The following is a 19,206-nucleotide window of genomic DNA, read 5'->3' on the forward strand; positions in this document are numbered from 1 at the left end:
TGCTCTCCTATTGTCAGAGCAAAAAAAGAACCAGGCAAAAGCCTGATTCTTAATGAAGGCGCTTAGCACCTAAGTATCTTGGTTTCCAGTAACTATTGTTCATGTCAGCAACTTCAACTCCCCGGGAAGAGCCAGCATGAATGAATTTATTGTCGCCTATATAGATGCCATTATGAGAAGGGCCGGCTTTATAGGTTTCAAAAAAGACAACATCGCCTACACTCGGTGAACTAACGGATGTTCCCTTATTCCATTGTTCCGAAGCAGTTCGAGGAACGCTAACACCATTTTGCCGGAAAATGTATTGGATAAATCCACTACAGTCAAATCCAGACATAGAAGTGCCTCCCCAAGCATACGGGACGCCAATGGCCGACTGTGCGCTAGAGATCAAGCCTGAAACAAGTCCGCTTGCGTTTTGGTTCGTCTGAGCAGGTTGATTGTTGTTTACCGTTTGGTTTTTGTTCACAGGGGCAGGGCTGTTGCTAAGTTTCGCAAATGTTTGCGGCCCAGCAATCCCATCAGCGGACAGACCATTGTTTTTTTGGAATTCACGCACAGCCGAACGGGTCACCTCACCATAATAGCCTGTTGCATTCTGATTAAAGTAGCCAAGGGAGCGCAGCTGATTTTGCAAATCGGTCACTTGGCTGTTGCGATCGCCAAGACGAAGCGAGCCCGTTGACGAAGCAGGCTTGCTTTTTGAAGGTGTATCATTTTCTGAAGCACGATTACCGCCGTTTTTAAGCGCTGCTTGTGTGGCTGGTCCAGCGATCCCATCAGCTTGCAAGTTGTTCGCCCGTTGGAAAGCACGCACCGCATCACGCGTTACCGTGCCGTAGTAGCCAGTAGGAGATTGGTTGAAGAAGCCGAGCTTTCGTAGATCCTCCTGTAACGCTGTCACACTGCCGCCGCGGCTACCTACACGCAGAAGGCTTGTCTTGCTGGATGGCTGCGTATCAGCCGTTTTATTCCCATTGTTATTCGGTGCTGATACAGCCGCTCCTGTCAAAGAACTTAGCGTCTGTGGGCCAGCAACCCCGTCAACAAGAAGGTTATTCGCTTTTTGGTAAGCAATTACTGCATCTCTAGTATGGGTGCCAAAATAGCCTGTAGCAGTGCCGTATGTAAAAAACCCTTTTTCTTTTAGAGCATTTTGCAGTTCAGTCACATCGGGATGAGACATGCCCTGACGGAGTGTACGGTCGCCGAGCGCTGCATCTGCATCTTGTGGGGCGACTACGGCAATACCCGCCACAACGGCAGAAGAGAACAGCACTTTATTGAAAGTAGATTGTGCCAAGAAAATGCCTCCTTCTAAAGTGATTTTCCATTCATTTTCCTTTTTCGACAGAATGTTGTCTTCGTGAATTATATCGGCTATGGAATGTAAATTTTAAACGAAATATGGCGGCTGGACTACCGATGTAATTGAAATGTAATATTACAAAAGTGCTTACCCCTCTATCCTTTTATGTAAAAATCAAGACTGGGCGGGCTTTTCCCGCTTTTCAGGCACAGGTTGGGAAAATTTCTTAATCGGATTTCTCAGCCAAAAGACGGAGGGGCGACTGCACCAAAAAGCTGAAGACGCTAAAGGCATGTCCTGTTACGCTAAAATAAAAAAGGAGGTCATTTAAAAATGGCCGAGTCAAAAGTCTATTTGCAGCTATTGGGATTAGAACGGCAACCGCCTTCACTCCCTTTTCTCAATGCGATTTGTACAGCCCACTTGCAAACATTCCCGTTTGAGAACATGAGCAAATTGACCCGTTGGCTAAACGGGATGGAAGGATTGCCTTCTGTAAATGAGTTTCTTCAAGCGCGCCGCACACTCGATGCTGGCGGAACTTGTTATTCAATGAACGGAAACGTCCATCTTTTATTGAACCAACTCGGTTTTAACAGCCAACTGGCTATGCTTGGCGGCGAACACATGGGCATAATCGTATTGCTCGACGGCACTCGTTATTACGTCGATTGTGGCGCAGCAGCCCCATTCTTTGAAGCAGTGCCTCTTCACTTGCCAAAAACAGAACGCACATTTGGCAATGATGTCGTTGCGATTACCGCGAGAGAAGATCGGTTATTCGATTACAAACGCTACCTGAATGGCGCACAGACTGGAAAAACGTGGTCTTTTCAACAGGAGAAAAGCTACCAAATCGCTGATTTCCAAGGGCTCGTTTCTGCTTCTTATCAGCCAACAGCGACATTCATGGGGCTGTTGCGTTGCCAATTGTACCAGCTTCACCAACAAAGAAGCGTCTCGCTTGTTAATAACCGCTTTACGATTAGTAAAAGCAATGGTGAACGGACAACGACGACCCTCTCTTCCGTTGAAGCCATTGAAGACGTGCTGGCCAATGAGTTTAACTTGCCAAATTTGCCTGTTCGGCAAGCAATCGCTGCACTCACTAAAATCGGAATTGACCCTTTTGCTAAACAAGCCTAAAACGGCATGCGGTGAGAAGGTTTTTTGAAGTCCCGTAACGAATTAGTATGTAGCGTCAATTAACAGAGGGAGCTGGACGTATGAACGCGAGCCAATTATATGATTACCACGTATGGGCGAACAACCAAGTTTTTGCCCACCTGAGCGCCCAGGAAGAAGGAATGTTAACGCGTCAAGTAACGAGCGTGTTTTCTTCAATAGCGGAAGTGCTTACCCATATTTACACAGCAGACATTACCTGGCTTAATGTCATGCAGGGAAAAAATTTTAACGAGATCGTCGAAATAAAAACCGAAAAAAGCAAGCAAGTGGCTGGTGCCTCTTTGGCCGTTTATCAGGAAGCTTACCAAGAAGTAGCACAAAACTTTAGACAATTTTTCGCAGCTAACGACCTTAGCCGGCCGATTGAAATTGAACACCGACGGTTCGGCAAGTTGGTTTGTCCATTAGAAGACCTCGTTTTCCATGTCGCCAACCATGGTACTTACCATCGCGGCAACATCACGGCAATGCTGCGGCAACTGGGGCTAACAGGCGTGCCGACCGATTATGTTTTTTTCAAGTATCTCTAAGATCCTTGTAATCGGTCTGTATCATTGCCATAATGATCTCGTCTGAGTATTGATTATTCAGATAAAGAGACTGTCTCAATACGCCTTCTATTTTAAAACCTGCTTTTTCATAAGCTTTTATGCCTCTTTTGTTATGAGAGAATACTTCCAATTGTAGCCGGTTTAGTTTAAGTTGCTCAAAGGCAAACCGAAGTGCTAATTGGATTGCTTCTGTTCCGTACCCTTTATTTAAAACATGTTGATGATGCAAGGCAATTCTAAACCCGGCTTTTTGGTTGGTCTCGTCGATTTCTAAAATCGATAAATCGCCAAGCACCTCATCACTATGGAGCAAACAAATCGCAAAATCAAAGCGATGCTCATCATTGGTCATTCGCTCATAGTGTTCATACAATTGCTCCATTGTAAATGTCTTTGTTGTGCCAGTCATATAGCGTATTTCTTCATCTTGGACTGCATTAAAAAAGCTACTCATATCGTTTTTTTGCACAGGCCTTAAGTAAACGGTAGTGCCAGTTATCCTCATTTGTCCTCTCCCCTTTTATGCTTTTCTATTATACCTAGAAATCATTGCTAAAGGAAACTACCTCGTTAAAAAAAGCAAAGGAAGGGGTTTCCCACTTCCTTTGCTCAAATCAATCAATCATCCGGCTCGACCGGGATTTTTCCGTTGTTTTTTGCATTCGCTCGGCAAGTGGCTTCTTCAACAACAAGCCGAACAGCAGAGCGAGTACAAGAAAGAGGGCAAGCACGCCAATATTGATCCAGACTGCTTCAGCGACGATTCCCCCAACTGCCTCCCTTAGCAAATTAATCGCATACGTAAACGGCAAAAACGGATGGATCGCTTGGAAAAATGGCGGTGCCACTTGTATTGGAAACGTTCCTCCGGCACCTGATAATTGCAGCACCATAAAAATAATGGCCAACGCTTTACCGATATTACCAAAAACCGACACTAGCGTATAAACAATCGTCATAAAAACGGAACCAACCAGTACGGAAAACACGACGAACCAAACGGGATGGGCTGCATAGACTCCAAGTACAAGGAGATCGCCAATGCTCACAATGAGCGCTTGAAAGAAACCGACTAACAAGAACAGCACGAGGCGGCCAAGATAAACGTGGTGCGCCTTGTATTCTTCCCTCATATCAACTGGGTGAACATCGGTTTTTAACAAGTTCGCCAACAGCAACGCGCCTACCCACAGAGAAAGGGCTGTGTAGAATGGCGCATTGGCTGACCCGTAGTTTGGAACGGCGTATAATTGATCCTCAATTAGTTTGACTGGTTCTGCGAAAAACGCACTCTCTTTTTCAATATCGTTTTTCAACAATCCAATCAATTCTTCAAGATCGGTGTTTTCTTCAAACTCGCGGATGCGGTCAGCTGCTTCGCCAACGGTCTCCTCTAATCCTGGCAATTCCCCATTCACAAATGTAGCAATATGGTTTAACGCTTCTTCAAATTCAGGAAGAGCTTCCTCAACTTTTTCTGCCATCTCAGAGAATTCTTCTTCCAATGATGGCAAATCGTCACGAATAAAATCGGCGGCCTCATGAATTCGTTCCTCAATTGCTGGAAAATCATTGCTCATAAACGAGTTGATGCCCTTAATGGTCGCAATCACTTCTGGCAGTCCATTTTCAACTAAGTTAATCGCCTCATTGACACGCTCTTCAATGGCAGGCAACTCTTCCAGCAAATTGTTGAGTTGTTCTTCGCCTGTTACGCTAATCGCTGAAGCTTGATTTAACATCTCCTCTAAATCAGGGAGGCGTTCTTCAGCAGCGGCCAAATCGTCGCCTGCATCCTCAGCCGCCTGGCCTAATTGGCTAACGGCCCCTTTAATGACGTCTGCCCCGCCGTTCGCTAAGTATTGTTGAACATGTTGGGCAGATTGAGCCGTCGCTTGCGCTTGTTCTCTTAAAGACTCTACCGTTTGTGAATCAAGCTCTCCTCCTGCCTCCAATGTAGCGATGGCGGATTGAACGTTTTCCTGCAAACTGCTCGTTTTGTCTCGTGCTTCGGAAAGGGACTCAATTGCCGGACTTAGCTCTTTTCCAGGCAATGGTTCATTTAATTCACTGAGAAAGTTGATCGCTTGCGTTAATGCTTGCCCATTTGCAGCAAGCACCTCATTGGCTGAACGAAGCTGTTCCAAAAGCGCGTCCGATGAATCGCCTGACAGAGCGGCCTCGACTGCGTTTGCGCCTTGCTCGACAAAGCTTGCTTGCCGGTTGATCACATCAACAAGAGGATCGATCGCCCCTTCTACTTCATTCAGAACATTTTGGGCGCCTTCTAAATAATCTTGTGCATGACCGGCCATTTCCGCAGCATGTGGCAGCGCCTCCTGAGCGCGCCCAATTGCTTCCTGGGCTGTCTGAACGATTTCGAGCGCTTCCTCTATTTGCTCTTCCACTTCGCCAAAGTGGCCGCCAATTTCTACAAGTTTGTCCGCTGCCGCCTCTATTTCAGGAATCCGTTCTTCCAACTGGGCGAGGCGCTCGCTAAGCGTATGGATTTCCGGCAATCGTTCTTCAATCTCCAATACGTACCCAGCTGCTTCGTTTATGTCTGAAAAATGTTCCGTCATCCCGATGACGCTTTCGACTTTTTCCTTGATCACCGGCCAGTCGTTTTGAAGTTCAAGCACCTTTTCCCCTAGCTCATTGATTTCTGGAAACCGTTCCTCTAGCTTAAAAATATTGTTTTCGATTTTACGAATCGTTGGCAATTCATTCTCAAGTTCAACGCCAATCTCGTTAAATTCCGTAAACAAAGCAGTAGATGCTTCTTCTAAAAATTGCTCGGAAATTTCCTCGACAATCGCAGAAGCTCCTGCTGATGTCATCTTTGGAGCGATCGCATTCAGTTTTTCATTGACTGTATAGCGAACTTCAGGAGCGGCTGGCTCCCCGTCAAGAACACTCGTCAACTTTTCGGAAAAATCTTTGCCTATATACACACTTGCGTAATAATCGCCCTTTTTGACTCCTTCTTCCGCCGTGGCTCGATCGACAAACGTCCAACCCATTTTGTCGTTCTTTTTGAGATTTTCAACAAGCTCATCTCCGACTTTAAACTGTTCTCCGTTGACTTCGGCGCCAGCATCCTCGTTCACAACGGCCACTTTGATTTGGTTCGTGTTGCTATAAGGGTCCCAAGAAGCAGCGACATTGAACCAAGCATATAATGACGGCAAGAATGCCAAGCCAACAAGCAAAAGCGCAACAAGCGGAACGCGCTTTAAATTGCGCAAATCTTGTTTTATAATTTGGCTAATTTGCTTCATTGAAACCACCTTACTCCTTCCATCAGTAACATTAGTATTTCCTAATCATACATGAGCGACTCAAAATAGACAATATTTATCCACGAAGAGTACAAAAGAGAACAAACCCTTGTACGGCAAGGGTTTGTTCTCTTGAATCGCATCTGAAAGAACAACAAAAAAGATGTAAAATTCCTAGACGTCTTTAAAGGCAAACGTCATTTCTGCTTGTGCGGCCACTTCTCCATCGACGTAGGCCGTTCCAGTCGCCTTGGCAATCGGGCCCTTTACACGCGTAATCTCAGTTTCTAACCGCAGTTGGTCTCCAGGCCGGACAGGGCGTTTAAATTTACAGCCGTCGATGGCGGCAAACAAGCCGACTTTGTTCGTTCCTTCCTGCGCTTTTGCGATTGCCACTCCGCTCACTTGTGCCAGTGCCTCAACAATAAGGACACCAGGCATCACCGCATAATGGGGAAAATGGCCATTAAAAAACTCTTCATTGATCGTAACATTTTTAATGCCGACCGCTCGTTTGCCCGCTTCAAGCTCAATCACTTTATCAACAAGCAAAAACGGGTAGCGGTGGGGGATAAGGGCTTTAATTTCTTCAACCGTTAACATCGGATCGCCTCCTCTTTCGAATCTTTCCCGCTTTATCTTACCATATTGCCTGGCTATCGGCAGCACCCCTCTATGAAAGCGATTTCAAATAGGCTATAATTAGGTTAAGGAGGCGTTTAATTAATGGCTCTCATAACGATGCAGTTTCATTCCCAAACATTAGGAAAACAAACAAGCTTGGCGATCATTTTGCCCGATGAAGCGCCGCCGCCCTTCAAAACATTATACTTGCTTCATGGGTGGAGCGACGACCATTCTGCCTGGCTGCGGCAAACAAGCATTGAGCGTTATGCAATTCGAGAGCAAATCGCTGTTGTCATGCCGAATGTCGACTTGAGCTTTTATACCGATATGGTTTACGGTAGCCCTTATTTCACCTTTCTAGCAGACGAATTGCCTGAGCGGCTTGCCCGGCTTTTCCCATTCTCGGACAAACGGGAAGACCAGTTTGTTGCTGGATTGTCGATGGGCGGTTTTGGCGCATTCAAATGGGCGCTTCACAATACTGAGCGCTTTCAGGCCGCAGCTAGCTTTTCAGGCGCCCTTGATTTAAAAAGTCTATTGGAAGCACCTATCCCGGAGAGAATCCCCCATATGAAAGCCGTGTTTGGCGAATCCCTTTCTCTCCATCAATCAGGGGGCGATTTAATCGCTTTGCTGAAAACAAGCATCGCCGAAAAAATCAAACTCCCGCACCTGTACCAGTATTGTGGAACGGAGGATTTTTTGTATGATATAAATACCTCTTTTCTAGAGGAGACCCGGCAAGTAGGCGCGTCTTTAGTCTATTCTGAAGGGCCAGGTGGCCATACATGGGATTATTGGGATCGTTGCATCGACAACTGGCTTTTGTCGTTGCGAAAAGATGGGTTATTGAAATAAAGGGGCACGCGGCGCATACAGGGCATAATTGAAAAAGCGCCAGTTGCCTGACTGGCAACTGGCGCATGTTTTCTATTAAAAGGCAACGGCCGCTTTTTTAACGTTTTCCAAGCCTTCAGAAATGATCGCATCTGCTTGGTCCGGGGCGGCGTTATGGCCTTCAATAATGACTTCTACTGGTTGAGTGATGCCCCAGAATGCCATCGTTGTCCGAACAAGGTTTGCCGCCATTTCTAAAGCTGCCATCTCTTCGTTCGAGTAAACGCCGCCACGGGCATTTAACAAAGCGACTTCTTTAGAACCAACGAGTCCAACTGGGCCCGTTTCCGTATAGCGGAACGTCTTGCCTGCTTGCGCAAGATAGGACAAATACGTAATAAGCGGTGCAGGCACTGTGAAGTTCCACAATGGAAAGGCAAAGACGACTTTATCAGCATTCAGGAACTGTTCTTGATAGCGTTCAATCGTCTCCACGATTTCTTTTTCCTCGCCAGTCAGTTCCACGCCTTGCGCTTTTTTATATTGGCCGGTAATTGCTGTATTCCCGTAATAAGGAAGTTTTTCAGCGAACAAGTTGAGCTCTTCCACTGTATCATTAGGATGGGCTTCCTTATACGAATTCAAAAATTGATTATACATTTTCACGCTCACGCCTTGTTCAAGACGGTCGCTTGCATTTATCATTAACACTGTTGCCATGTTACAAGTTCCTCCTAGTTACGAATAATTGTCGCATGTACTATTGTACACCTTCCATTTTAATCGTCTAGTAGGCACTTTTTTGATCGTCAGTCTCCTTTTTGAAACTGTTATTGGCTGACACCAGATTCCACAATGTGGGTACTTACTCGAACATCGACAGCTAGCGTGCTATATAGCTGGTACCACTCTTCTTCGTTTAGCCCATTCTTTCCGATCTGTCTGGCGCCAAAACCAACTGGATCTACTTCTTTTTCCTGCAAGTTTTGCAAAAGCTGCTTCATTCCTTCCTGCAAGGAAGCATTTGTTTCTGAAGTAATATGTTGCAACTTCTCTTCTTCCAAAAGCCCGCCTGAGTATTCACTAAGTCGTGTCCGCAATCCGACATCAATGAATAGTGTCCGTGTTTTTAAATCAACATGCACATCAGCATCAGAGCGCAGCTCACGCAAAACGGCGACATGTTTGCCCTCATCCACTCGCACTTCAAGCACGCCCCCGCTTTGATAACCATCCGTTAATAACTTAAGCAAAAACGATTCTTCTAAGTTCAGTGTATCAATTAAACGGTCCTGTTTAAAAAGAGCTATTCCATCTACTTGCAAATTTCGCTCGCTATAGGAAAGGTACGGCAAAAACGGGTCATGGCCTTTTTCAAAATAAGCCCTCATAAACAAGTGCATATTCGATTGCGGCAAGTTGCCTTGTGTAATGTTATGGTCGAGCATGTCTTTTAAATAGGCGCCAATTTCAGATTGCAATGGGAATTGCACATTTAGGAGCCCCTGCGTTGTCCCATTGGTCACACTCAAATACGCTTTCGTTGCTACAGTCGGATCGCGGTAATACGTATCAAGCACATCAAAAATGCCGCCTTCCGCTAACTGGTCTTCTAGCAAAATCGATGATATTTTCCCTCCATGGAGTGGACGGGAAGACATGCTGTTAAATTTCAGCCGGAGCGCTCGCGTCGAATTAGATTCCGCTGACAGCGCCGTATTTTTCGTTGCTTCTTCAACCGAATATGAGGTCAAGCTAACAGTCCCTTTTATAGCGCCCTCTCCCCCTTTATCAAAGCCAATGACCGAGATCAATTGGAGCTCATCGATCACCCTTGTCGTTACGACGGAGAAAAGGGGCAAGAAAAGGAGAAGCGCCAGCATAGATACTTTCAAGGCCTTATACATGGGAAGCGTCCCCTTTCTTTTTCAAAAACAAGCTGACAGCCCATAAAAGTGGAAGAAGACCGAAAATAAAAAGCGGACCGACATAATTCATTCCATCGTTCAACGCATTGATCGCTCTGCGCGTATCGAATTGAATGGTGGCGATAAACACAAGAAAAACAACCACTTTTGCCGTCGTGCGGTGCCGAACACCGAGCTGTTGTTTTAATAGCCTGCTGCTTGCCCAAATCGCAAGGGCAATGTTTGGAAAGATGACAGTCAGCCATATCGCGATACACAAATACTCGATCCGTTCAATAAAGACGAGAGACACGACTTTCCATGCACTTAGCGTAGGCCAAATGGTGAGCGTCAATTGTTCGTGGCTATAATAAAGAAAGGTGACAAATACAACGAGCAAGTAGACGAGCGTTGTACATGCTGAACCTAAATGGGCTGAAAGTTGTAGTCCTTTGCCCTTCTTTAAAAAAGGCGCGTACACAAGCAGCAATTCTGCACCTGAAAAACTTAACGTCAACAGGAGCGCTGCTTCTATTTGTTTCTTCCACGTAGTGTCAAACAAAGGGGTCAAATGGTACCACTCTGCAAATTCAAGTACGGGCAGCACAGTTGGCCATAAAAGGGTCGGTATAAGCACAAATATAAAATTTAAACCTGCCACTACCCGAAACCCTTTTACAATCGCATAGTACTCCACCAATAAAATGATCAGTGCCATTGACCAAGTCATCAATTCTGGGTAAATCCATACTTGGATGACTTCGATATAAGTTCGCAACACGACGACTGCCAGCATTGCGAAATAGAAGACAAACAGAAACACAACGAGCCCGCCGCCCCACCTTCCAAACGCTTGCTTCGCCACCCCATAGAGATCCCCGCTCTCCGCTTTGCTGATTATCCGAAAAGCCATCCAAATAATGAGTTGGTTCACCGCCCCGGCAAGCAGAACGGCAATCCATGCTCGATAGCCAGCTACATCAGCAATATAGCGTGAAAAGCCGAGGATGCCTACGCCGACCTGCATACCATGCACAAGAAAAAACGCCATGTACGGAGGGACTTTTACGCTGCTTGGCAGTTCAGTAGCCACAATCGTTTTCCTCCTTTAATAGCCGTCATCAATATCAGGCTTTTGCTGTCGGTTGTGTTTCGGGAAGAAACGCTTTTGCTGCTTTGCTTGCAAAAAACGAGGACGCATCGTTTGCTGCGAAATCGGTAAACGAATGACAGAGTCTTTCATGTCTTTGAAGGAAAATGGATAGATCGGCTCCATATACGGCCTTCCTAAAGAGGTCAGCGAAAGCAGATGGCACAGAGTAAAGATCAACATAATGGCAATGCCGATCAATCCCCATATTTGGGCAGCCAATATAAACGGAAAGCGGACAATCCGAATCGTCGTGCCCATGCGATAGACTGGAATAGTAAAAGAAGCAAGGGCAGCGAGAGCCACAATAATCAATAAGACATTGCTCGTTAACCCGGCTTCTACTGCTGCCGTCCCGATAACAATCCCGCCGACAATGCCGATGGTTTGGCCAATTTTTGTGGGCAGTCTTGCTCCCGCTTCGCGAAGAAGTTCGATCGTTACTTCTAAAAACAACGCTTCTATAATGGGCGGAAACGGCACCGCAGTGCGTGAGACGACAAGTGTCGCAAACAAATCCTGGGGAATCATTTCCGGATGGTAGGATAATACCGCCACATACAACGGCGTTGCAAAAATGGAAAACAAAACTGCGCCTATCCGGATAATCCGGAGCATAGAGGCTGTATGCCAAGATAATAAATAATCCTCAAAGGCGACAATAAATTCAAGCGCCGTCACCGGGGCAAGCAATGCTTGCGGAGATCCATCTGCGAGCACGGCTACTTTTCCTTCAAGCAATGCCCCCGCCGTCCGATCAGGTCGTTCTGTATCGACGAGCTGCGGGAAAACTGAATTGTTATTATCTTGAATCACTTGTAAAATCGTTGATGAGTCGGGAACTTGATCAATTTGCAAGCCTTTGATTCGTTGCTTCACCGTTTGGACATTTTCTTTATTGGCAATCGAGGCACAGTAGATGACGTATACGTCCGTTTTCGTTTCGCTTCCAACGACGAATTTAACCATATGCAAATCGGACGAAGGGATTCTTTTGCGCAGCAACGCTAGATTCGTTTCCACTGCTTCAATAAATGATTCCTTCGAGCCAAATACACTGAATTCTATTTCAGGGACATTCATTTCCCGGCCTTTCATGTAAGCCAAATCAACTAACCAGTTTTGCCATGCTCCCTTTTCCTTAAAAGAAATAAGTACGCTCCCTTTTAATAGCCGCTTTTCTATTTCCATTGCGTCCTCAAGCTGTTCCACCTCGGCGCTATACAATGCTTCTTTTAATGCTTTGTTGGAAATGCCGTCGACTTGTTTAAGGGGATGAAGCACATTTGGGGCAATGCGCTCCATGTCTATTAAAGATTGATAATAGTAGACATGAATCGGCTCCCTATCCTTACTTGCTTCCACTTGTTCCACAAAATCGCTTGATTGCTTTGCCGCTTGCAGAACTTCCGCAAGAGTAGTTAGTACAGGAAATGTCGGCTGTTTCTTTTTCTTATGTAAAAAAAACGGCAAACGGACACCCCCTTCTTTTTCTGTTAGTATGCGAAGGAGGGTCGTATTCATACAAAAAAGAAGACTGCGTTTTTCTCAGTCTCCTTGAATATTATCGATGATGCGGTACCAAAGGTCGGGATCGAGGACATCCCACATATTCTCCCCTTCGCCTATGACGCCAAAACCAATGACAAGCCCACAAAGCAAACATGCACCTGCCAGCACCATCACGACAATCAGGCGCAGCCAAATAGGGAACAGGCGAATCCGTTCACGTTTATAGAGATCAGCGGCGTGCCTTTCTTCTCGCTCTTCCATCGGGTCGTCTGTTTTATCAGGGGTGGCATTCGGCGACACATCAAGGCGTCCAGCTGCCTGCTCTGTTTCAACATCGTATGGTTCCTCGCCTTGTTGCAAAGGCTCATCTGCTTTTTTGGTTTGTCCGTCTTGAGCCAAGCACGCCACCTCCTCACTCCATTAACGGCGAATGTTGTTCGCTAGACCAGCCATATCATCTGCAAACGAGTAAGCCCTCGCTTGAAATTGCAATAGGCGCTGCGTCTCCATCAATTCAGCCATTTCCAAGCCTAAATCGACATTGGCTTGTTCGAGCATGTTTTGTTTCATATGCTCGTCTGCGGCCACCACTTCTTCTGAAACGCCTGGAAGCTCTGGAAGAACATACAAATTGTTGCCTCCAGATTCAAGTGTTTGCGGTCGCAACACACGTGTTAGCGCAAAAGAACCAACTTGCTGTTCGCCTCCGTTACGCAGTTGAGCAAACAAATTGCCGTCCCTCCATTCCAAGGAAACCGTATCCCCTGGCATGACAATTGCTTCTCCATCGCTGTCAAGCACACGGTTGCCGTCGCTCGTTACGAGTTCCAACCCGTTGCCTACTGCCTGTGGAGAAAAGTAAAACGTGCCATCACGCGTAAGCCTCGTACCTGCTACGGTCTCAATGTTATAGAAGAGATCCGCTTCGGTCAAGGCAAAATCGAGCCCGCGTCCTGTTTCACGTAACGTACCTTGTTCTAACTGAATTTGCGTTTGTGCTAACTTCGCGCCTGTGCCGACTCGCAAGCCATGGGGCGTCTGTCTGTTTTCATTTGGTTGGTTCAAATACTCTGAAGTCAAAACATCCGCAAACGAAGCAGACCGCCGTTTAAAGCCCGTTGTTTCCGCATTGGCCATATTGTTCGAAATCGTGTCAATCTTTGCTTGCAGCTGTGAAAGCGTAGCTGCGGCTGTATGCCCAATACTCATTGATCGTCCTCCCCTATGTTAAACGTCCTACCTCATTAACTGCTTTGTCCATACTTTGGTCATATGCCTGCACCACTTTTTGGTTCGCTTCAAATAATCGGTAAGCACTGAGCATAGCATTCATGGATGCTGCTGTGTCAACGTTGCTGCGTTCAATCGCTGCCTGGCGAATCGAAAAATCAATGTCTGGATTGCCGTGGGCGCTTGGCAACTCTCCATTTTCCAGCATATACAAGCCATCGCCTTCCCGTTCCAACTCATTGGTGTCGTCAGCTAATACGATTTCTATTGTACCCCGGTTTTCGCCAGCCACGACAACAGCTCCACTTTCATCGACTGAGAAAGCCTCTGAGTCGACTTGAATCGGCCCGCCTTCTGTGCTTTGGAGCAAATGCCCCCCTGCAGTTGCTAGCCGCCCTTGGCTATCCACTTGCAAGTCGCCATTGCGTGTATACCGTATACCATTTTCCGTCATCACAGCAAAAAAGACAGCGTTATTCTCCTCAAGTCCCGTTTGGAGAAGCGCTAAATCAGTCGTATTGCCTGTTTCTTGAATATCGCCTTGCCGGGCATTCGTTTGTTGCTCCTGCAAATAAACGGCTGTTGCTAAACTGCCAAGCCCTTGTTTTTGCACAGTGCCTGCCTTAGAAACACTTTGCGCTTCCATTAAAAACGTCGGAAAGGCCCTGGAAACCGATTGCTCTGCTTTATAGCCAGGCGTTTGGGCGTTGGCTAAATTATTGGCTAGCATATCTTGGTGGTATTGGGCAGCAAGCATTCCACTTGTTGCTGTATATAGCCCTTTTAACATCCCGTTCCTCCTTTACAACTGAACTTTTTTACTGGACATCTTGTCCAAGTTTTCTAAAATAATGCCTGTTCCCCTAGCCACGCAATGCATTGGCTCCTCTGCAATTAATACAGGGATCTTTAACTCTTCTGCAAGCAACGTATCCATCCCATGCAACAGCGCTCCGCCCCCTGTTAACATTACGCCCTTATCAATAATATCGGCAGACAACTCAGGAGGTGTTTTTTCCAATACTTGCTTAGCTGCTTGGACAATGTATTCAACGGACTCGACTAGTGCTTTTTCAATTTCTTTCGTCGAAATGGTGATGTTACGCGGCAAGCCACTTATCATATCGCGACCTCTGATATCCATTTCCTCTGAACGTGCACCAGGAAAAACAGTAGCCACTTGCTTTTTTATTTCTTCGGATGTTCGCTCTCCAATTAACAGTTTGTATTCTTTTTTTATGTACGATAAAATGTCAGAATCAAAACGATCCCCTGCCACCTTGATGGAAGAGGCGGTGACAACATCACCCATCGATAACACTGCTACATCCGTTGTGCCGCCACCTATATCGACGACCATATTGCCGCTCGGTTGGAAAATATCCATCCCAGCTCCTATGGCCGCCACTTTTGGTTCCTCTTCCAAATAGACATTCTTTCCGCCGCTCTTTTCCGCTGCTTGGCGAATCGCTTTTTGCTCAACTGACGTAATATTCGTAGGGCAACAAATTAAAATCCGCGGCTTTGAAAGAAAACCCTTTACTTGAATTTTATCCATAAAGTGCTTTAACATTGACTCTGTCATCTCAAAGTTTGCAATGACGCCATCCTTCATCGGCCGAATGGCTACAATGTTTCCTGGTGTCCGTCCAACCATGCGAAACGCTTCTTCTCCAACAGCAAGGACGCGGTTTGTTGTCGTATCAAGAGCAACGACAGAAGGCTCATCTAATACAATCCCACTGCCTTTCACATAAATAAGCACATTCGCTGTCCCTAAGTCAATTCCAATATCACGGCCAAACATACATCGATTTCCTCCTTATTCTCCTTAACGTGTAAATAGTAACGAATAGTTGTGCGCCTAGATGAATTTAAGTATGTATCGAACAAACGTATAGGTTAATTGAAACGCGCACATATGCCTAGTATAAATAGTACCATAAACACAGGAGAAAAGAAGAATTTGTCGAAATTTTATTGCCGTGATTTTACGATTGGCTGGTCTCCCACTTCAATTGTCTTCTTGTATTTGACTTTTGTCGCTTCACCGCCCCGCAAGTGGCGAATGGACTTGTGGTACTCAAGTATCTCCTTTACGTCATTTGCAAGCTCTGGGTTGATTTCCGGCAAACGTTCGGTGAGATCCTTGTGTACAGTACTTTTTGAGACGCCAAATTCCTTTGCGATGGTTCGCACCGTTTTTTTCGTCTCAACAATGTACTTGCCAATCTTGATAGTTCGCTCTTTGATGTAATCGTGCACACGACTCGCCTCCCTAATTCTGTATGGGTGATTGGTAAAGTGTATTAGGGAGGCGTCCTTGTTATACCATCTTTTCATAGGTCAAGCTTCATTTCTTGACTCTTTGGCCTACTTCCTTTCATTTCCATGCTCACGCTTATCAAGTGTACAAAAGATAACAAGGCTACATGTTCGTTTGGTTAACTAACTGCTTTTAAAGCAATGACCGAACCTAATATTAGGAAAATGAAAAAAATCCTTGAAGCGGTTTTCGGCTCGCCATAAACAAACATGCCAATGGCCGCTCCTCCAAAAGCCCCTATTCCCGTCCACACAGCGTAAACTGTGCCCATAGGCAATGTTTCCATTGCGAGTGACAAAAGGAAGAAACTTGCCGAAAAACCAATGACAAGCAACCCCAATGGCAACAGCGTCTTTTCGATCTTAAAACGGTTCATCATCGCCAATCCAAACATCTCTAACAAACCAGCCACAATCACATACACCCAAGCCATCTCAACTTACTCCTTTTTCCGATTTAGGTTTCTCCCCTGGCGTAACCAGTTTTAAGCCGATGACGCCAGTTAATAGCAAACCGATTAATAGTGCCTTGACTAGCTCGAATGGCTCACCAAACAGGAGAGTTTCGGCAATAACCGTCCCTGCCGTGCCTAGCCCGACAAAAACGGCATAGGCAGTCGCAACAGGCAACCTTGCTGTAGCGGCAATTAGCAGGACAAAGCTTGCAAGTATCGCCACTACGGTTAAACCCCATTCCATCATCGTTGAAGCATGTTTCAGCCCGATGACCCAGCCGATCTCAAAACAGGCGGCCACCACAATGAATATCCAGTGTTTACTCATTTGTTCCTCCACTTCTTACGCACACAAAAAGCCCAGGAGCTATTCATAGAATGTCTCCCGGGCTTTTATCCCTCCGTGTCACGGCAGACGCCGTGTGCACCTCTCGGACCAGCCCTTACAAATGAAGCGGAACCCTAGGCGCATTTGTGCGATCATTTTACTCTAGTCTAGCACGGAGTGGCTTTCCTCTCAAGAACAAAGTCCTGCACATCAAGGAGCATAAAAACAGTAAACAAAAAGAGCACCTTTTTAGGCGCTCAAAGGTTTATTCTTCGATCTCATTTGGCTTATTTTCAGCCGGCTTGTCGTTCTCGTCTTTATCTTTCTTAGAGTCACCGTCTTTTTCGTTTTCCTTGGCTTTATCCTTTTCGTTTTCTTTGGCTTTGTCATTTTCATCAGGCTCTTCGTTCTCTTTGCCTTTCTTATCCTTTTCGCCTAAAGGAAACGCATCATTGATGTCTTCTAGTGATTTGTTAAACGCATCGTAAGGGTTCATGGCCACTCCGTCTTTGCGGATTTCAAAGTGAACATGCACGCCTGCTTCCTCATCATACACATTGCTTCCAGCGTTTCCGATTACATCGCCTTGGCTAATTTCTGCGCCTTGTTCGGCTTCAATGCCTTCTAGACTAGAGTAGTGAGTGGTGATGCCGTTGCCATGATCGACTTCAACTACATAACCGAGGACAGAGTCCTTCATCGCTTTCGTCACTGTGCCACTCATTGCCGCCTGAACAGGGAACGTTTCTTGGTCTTTGCTTGCTAAATCAATCCCTTTATTTTGGCGGTAAACATTGTCATAAAATACAAGCGCTTGTTCTTGCTCTTGTGCATCGGCTTCTGGATCGTAGAAGAACCCTACTTGCTCAAAATCAGATTCGTTCGCCACAGGCATATGCAATGTCTCATTACCGACATTAACAGGAACAGTTGGCTCATCTTGCCGATTTTCCTGCTCTTGCACTGGCATTTCTTCCGGATCTGCGCTATCCTCCCCATTTTGCAAAAAGAAAACAGCACTTAAGAGACCGGCGCCAACAACCAAATAAGCAGCAGGCATAACCCAACGTTTGCGCATAAAACTTTGGATATCGACTTTTTTAGAAGAATTTTTTTCTTCTTTCATTTCTCATCACCTCTGCCAACCATTCTGAGCACTTTGCTAGAAATATATACATGGCAAAGGAAAAAATTTTTCCAAAGCTATTCGCGCCACACCACCGCTGCCGAAAAAGCCAGCAGCCCTTGTTCACAGGCTGCTGGCTTCTACTCTATGAATCGTGTTGCAATCGGCTTGCATGTTTAGCTAGTCGGGACAAGTTCGTCCATGCTTTCAATTTCGACATCTTTATAGAAATATTGGACAATGTCTTTGTACGTTTTTCCTTCTTGGGCCATCCCATTTGCTCCGTATTGGCTCATACCAACGCCATGTCCCCAACCTTTCGTTTGTATGACGACTTGGCCATTGCTTACATGCCATGAAAAATCAGATGAATCCAGTTCAAGCGCTTCCCGGACTTCTCGGCCTGACAATGTTTTATTTTCAAACGTTACCGTCTCCACTCGTCCGCCTGCTGTTCTCGCTTCAATCGTGCCAATTGAACCATCATTTTGGAGTGTGATCCCTAAAGCAGCTTCAAATTCACTTATAGGAATGACTGTTTCATTAGCAAAACGAGGAGATTGCTTATCCCATGGACTTGGTACACTTTTTAAGTAAGGCACTTCTTGTTCCCAATAATCTTCGGCATTTTCGGTAAAACCATTGCTTGTTGAAAAAAAGGAGGCAGTAATTGGTTCACCATCATACGTCATAATTTCCCCGCTCGTGTCCCGTACTGCCGTTTCGACTTTCTCCCAGTTTGAGTCGAACGCGTCTTTCCATTTCTCTTTTAATTCATCTTTGCTTTGATAGACTTGATGGGCAACTGTATCTGTTACTAACGCCCCTTGTGGAACATCCCCATTTTTGTCGCCATTTTTCATTTGCGCGACAGCAAATGTCCTTGCGGCTAACGCCTGTGCCTTAAGAGCTTCCACTTCATAGTCAGCCGGCATTTCAGACGCTACCACACCCATTACGTAATCTTCCAAAGCGATTTGTTCGACCGCTTCAGCGTTGGAGCGATAAACGGCGATGTCAGGTCCATTGGTGTCTTTCGCTGCAACTTGCTCAGAGCGTACTTCTGTTTGTCCTGCTTCTTGTTTTTTCTCGATCGGGGCTAGTCCAAAAGCTGACTCGGTTAAATCTTCGCCGTCTTTTACAAGTGCAACCATTACAGTGGGAACGATTAGCACAATGACGATCAGCATTGCTGCAAATAGGATTATCCGTTTCATGGCAGACCTCCATTATTTGTTCCAACACTATAGTCTATGAACGTCTGCCCCAGAAATGTATGCAAAAAAGATTGTCGACCATAGACAGTATGTCAGCAAATGTGACATACTCCATAATGGCAAACAATCTTTCTTGACGATATTCGACCATTTCCCCGGAAAT

At 45.8% G+C, this 19,206-nt stretch carries 20 protein-coding genes and 1 riboswitch; of the genes, 3 read left to right on the forward strand and 17 right to left on the reverse strand.

The window, feature by feature from the left end; genetic code table 11:
• Nucleotides 1-49: 49 nt before the first annotated feature.
• A complete protein-coding gene (locus V5G21_RS07710) occupies nucleotides 50-1,303 on the reverse strand; it encodes a peptidoglycan-binding protein (protein ID WP_011248661.1) in 1,254 nt (417 codons plus the stop codon).
• A 339-nt stretch (nucleotides 1,304-1,642) separates the two neighbouring features.
• Between V5G21_RS07710 and V5G21_RS07715 the strand changes: the two genes are divergently transcribed.
• On the forward strand, nucleotides 1,643-2,455 hold the full coding sequence (locus V5G21_RS07715) for an arylamine N-acetyltransferase (protein ID WP_011248662.1): 813 nt from the start codon (nucleotides 1,643-1,645) through the stop codon (nucleotides 2,453-2,455).
• Between the two features lie 80 nt (nucleotides 2,456-2,535).
• A complete protein-coding gene (locus tag V5G21_RS07720; protein ID WP_251225829.1) occupies nucleotides 2,536-3,027 on the forward strand; it encodes a DinB family protein in 492 nt (163 codons plus the stop codon).
• On the opposite strand, the gene V5G21_RS07725 is transcribed toward V5G21_RS07720, so the two are convergent.
• The 3 genes from V5G21_RS07725 to fabZ all read right to left on the reverse strand — a co-directional run bounded on the left by V5G21_RS07725 (nucleotide 3,014) and on the right by fabZ (nucleotide 6,932).
• The gene (locus V5G21_RS07725; protein WP_338465451.1) at nucleotides 3,014-3,553 is read right to left on the reverse strand and encodes a GNAT family protein; all 540 of its coding nucleotides are present in this window, start codon (nucleotides 3,551-3,553) and stop codon (nucleotides 3,014-3,016) included. The genes V5G21_RS07720 and V5G21_RS07725 overlap by 14 nt on opposite strands.
• Before the next feature lie 109 nt (nucleotides 3,554-3,662).
• Nucleotides 3,663-6,329: a YhgE/Pip domain-containing protein gene (locus V5G21_RS07730; RefSeq protein WP_251225828.1), complete on the reverse strand. Its 2,667-nt coding sequence runs from the start codon at nucleotides 6,327-6,329 to the stop codon at nucleotides 3,663-3,665.
• 174 nt (nucleotides 6,330-6,503) lie between these two features.
• Nucleotides 6,504-6,932, reverse strand: coding sequence for a 3-hydroxyacyl-ACP dehydratase FabZ (gene fabZ, locus V5G21_RS07735; protein WP_011248666.1), 429 nt, complete (start codon nucleotides 6,930-6,932; stop codon nucleotides 6,504-6,506).
• A 123-nt stretch (nucleotides 6,933-7,055) separates the two neighbouring features.
• On the opposite strand from fabZ, the gene V5G21_RS07740 reads away from it, so the two are divergent.
• Nucleotides 7,056-7,814 (forward strand): alpha/beta hydrolase, encoded by a 759-nt coding sequence (locus V5G21_RS07740; RefSeq protein ID WP_011248667.1) that lies wholly within the window; start codon nucleotides 7,056-7,058, stop codon nucleotides 7,812-7,814.
• A 75-nt stretch (nucleotides 7,815-7,889) separates the two neighbouring features.
• Here the strand turns inward: V5G21_RS07740 and V5G21_RS07745 are convergent, their stop codons facing one another.
• From V5G21_RS07745 to spoIID, 13 genes are all read right to left on the reverse strand, one after another.
• On the reverse strand, nucleotides 7,890-8,513 hold the full coding sequence (locus V5G21_RS07745) for an FMN-dependent NADH-azoreductase (RefSeq protein ID WP_011248668.1): 624 nt from the start codon (nucleotides 8,511-8,513) through the stop codon (nucleotides 7,890-7,892).
• A gap of 110 nt (nucleotides 8,514-8,623) precedes the next feature.
• Nucleotides 8,624-9,700, reverse strand: a complete 1,077-nt coding sequence (locus V5G21_RS07750) for a Ger(x)C family spore germination protein (protein ID WP_011248669.1) — start codon at nucleotides 9,698-9,700, stop codon at nucleotides 8,624-8,626.
• Nucleotides 9,693-10,793: a GerAB/ArcD/ProY family transporter gene (locus V5G21_RS07755; RefSeq protein ID WP_082111935.1), complete on the reverse strand. Its 1,101-nt coding sequence runs from the start codon at nucleotides 10,791-10,793 to the stop codon at nucleotides 9,693-9,695. Before V5G21_RS07755 ends, V5G21_RS07750 begins: the two co-directional genes overlap by 8 nt.
• A gap of 15 nt (nucleotides 10,794-10,808) precedes the next feature.
• The gene (locus tag V5G21_RS07760; RefSeq protein ID WP_035205963.1) at nucleotides 10,809-12,323 is read right to left on the reverse strand and encodes a spore germination protein; all 1,515 of its coding nucleotides are present in this window, start codon (nucleotides 12,321-12,323) and stop codon (nucleotides 10,809-10,811) included.
• Nucleotides 12,324-12,398: 75 nt separating this feature from the next.
• Nucleotides 12,399-12,761: a DNA-directed RNA polymerase subunit beta gene (locus tag V5G21_RS07765; RefSeq protein WP_011248672.1), complete on the reverse strand. Its 363-nt coding sequence runs from the start codon at nucleotides 12,759-12,761 to the stop codon at nucleotides 12,399-12,401.
• Nucleotides 12,762-12,782: 21 nt separating this feature from the next.
• On the reverse strand, nucleotides 12,783-13,571 hold the full coding sequence (locus V5G21_RS07770; RefSeq protein WP_035205900.1) for a flagellar hook-basal body protein: 789 nt from the start codon (nucleotides 13,569-13,571) through the stop codon (nucleotides 12,783-12,785).
• A 13-nt stretch (nucleotides 13,572-13,584) separates the two neighbouring features.
• Nucleotides 13,585-14,382, reverse strand: coding sequence for a flagellar hook-basal body protein (locus V5G21_RS07775; protein WP_011248674.1), 798 nt, complete (start codon nucleotides 14,380-14,382; stop codon nucleotides 13,585-13,587).
• A 12-nt stretch (nucleotides 14,383-14,394) separates the two neighbouring features.
• On the reverse strand, nucleotides 14,395-15,399 hold the full coding sequence (locus tag V5G21_RS07780; RefSeq protein ID WP_011248675.1) for a rod shape-determining protein: 1,005 nt from the start codon (nucleotides 15,397-15,399) through the stop codon (nucleotides 14,395-14,397).
• A 170-nt stretch (nucleotides 15,400-15,569) separates the two neighbouring features.
• Nucleotides 15,570-15,857 (reverse strand): sporulation transcriptional regulator SpoIIID, encoded by a 288-nt coding sequence (gene spoIIID, locus V5G21_RS07785; RefSeq protein ID WP_011248676.1) that lies wholly within the window; start codon nucleotides 15,855-15,857, stop codon nucleotides 15,570-15,572.
• A 179-nt stretch (nucleotides 15,858-16,036) separates the two neighbouring features.
• Nucleotides 16,037-16,351: a DMT family transporter gene (locus V5G21_RS07790; protein ID WP_011248677.1), complete on the reverse strand. Its 315-nt coding sequence runs from the start codon at nucleotides 16,349-16,351 to the stop codon at nucleotides 16,037-16,039.
• Between the two features lies 1 nt (nucleotide 16,352).
• Nucleotides 16,353-16,700, reverse strand: a complete 348-nt coding sequence (locus tag V5G21_RS07795) for a DMT family transporter (protein ID WP_011248678.1) — start codon at nucleotides 16,698-16,700, stop codon at nucleotides 16,353-16,355.
• Between the two features lie 52 nt (nucleotides 16,701-16,752).
• Nucleotides 16,753-16,849, reverse strand: a riboswitch (guanidine-I (ykkC/yxkD leader).
• A 116-nt stretch (nucleotides 16,850-16,965) separates the two neighbouring features.
• Nucleotides 16,966-17,826 (reverse strand): M23 family metallopeptidase, encoded by an 861-nt coding sequence (locus V5G21_RS07800; RefSeq protein ID WP_011248679.1) that lies wholly within the window; start codon nucleotides 17,824-17,826, stop codon nucleotides 16,966-16,968.
• A 176-nt stretch (nucleotides 17,827-18,002) separates the two neighbouring features.
• Nucleotides 18,003-19,043: a stage II sporulation protein D gene (spoIID, locus tag V5G21_RS07805; RefSeq protein WP_095254554.1), complete on the reverse strand. Its 1,041-nt coding sequence runs from the start codon at nucleotides 19,041-19,043 to the stop codon at nucleotides 18,003-18,005.
• Nucleotides 19,044-19,206 lie beyond the last annotated feature (163 nt).

The sequence above is a fragment of the Shouchella rhizosphaerae genome (assembly GCF_036700015.1).
Taxonomy (GTDB): Bacteria; Bacillota; Bacilli; order Bacillales; family Bacillaceae_D; genus Shouchella; species Shouchella rhizosphaerae.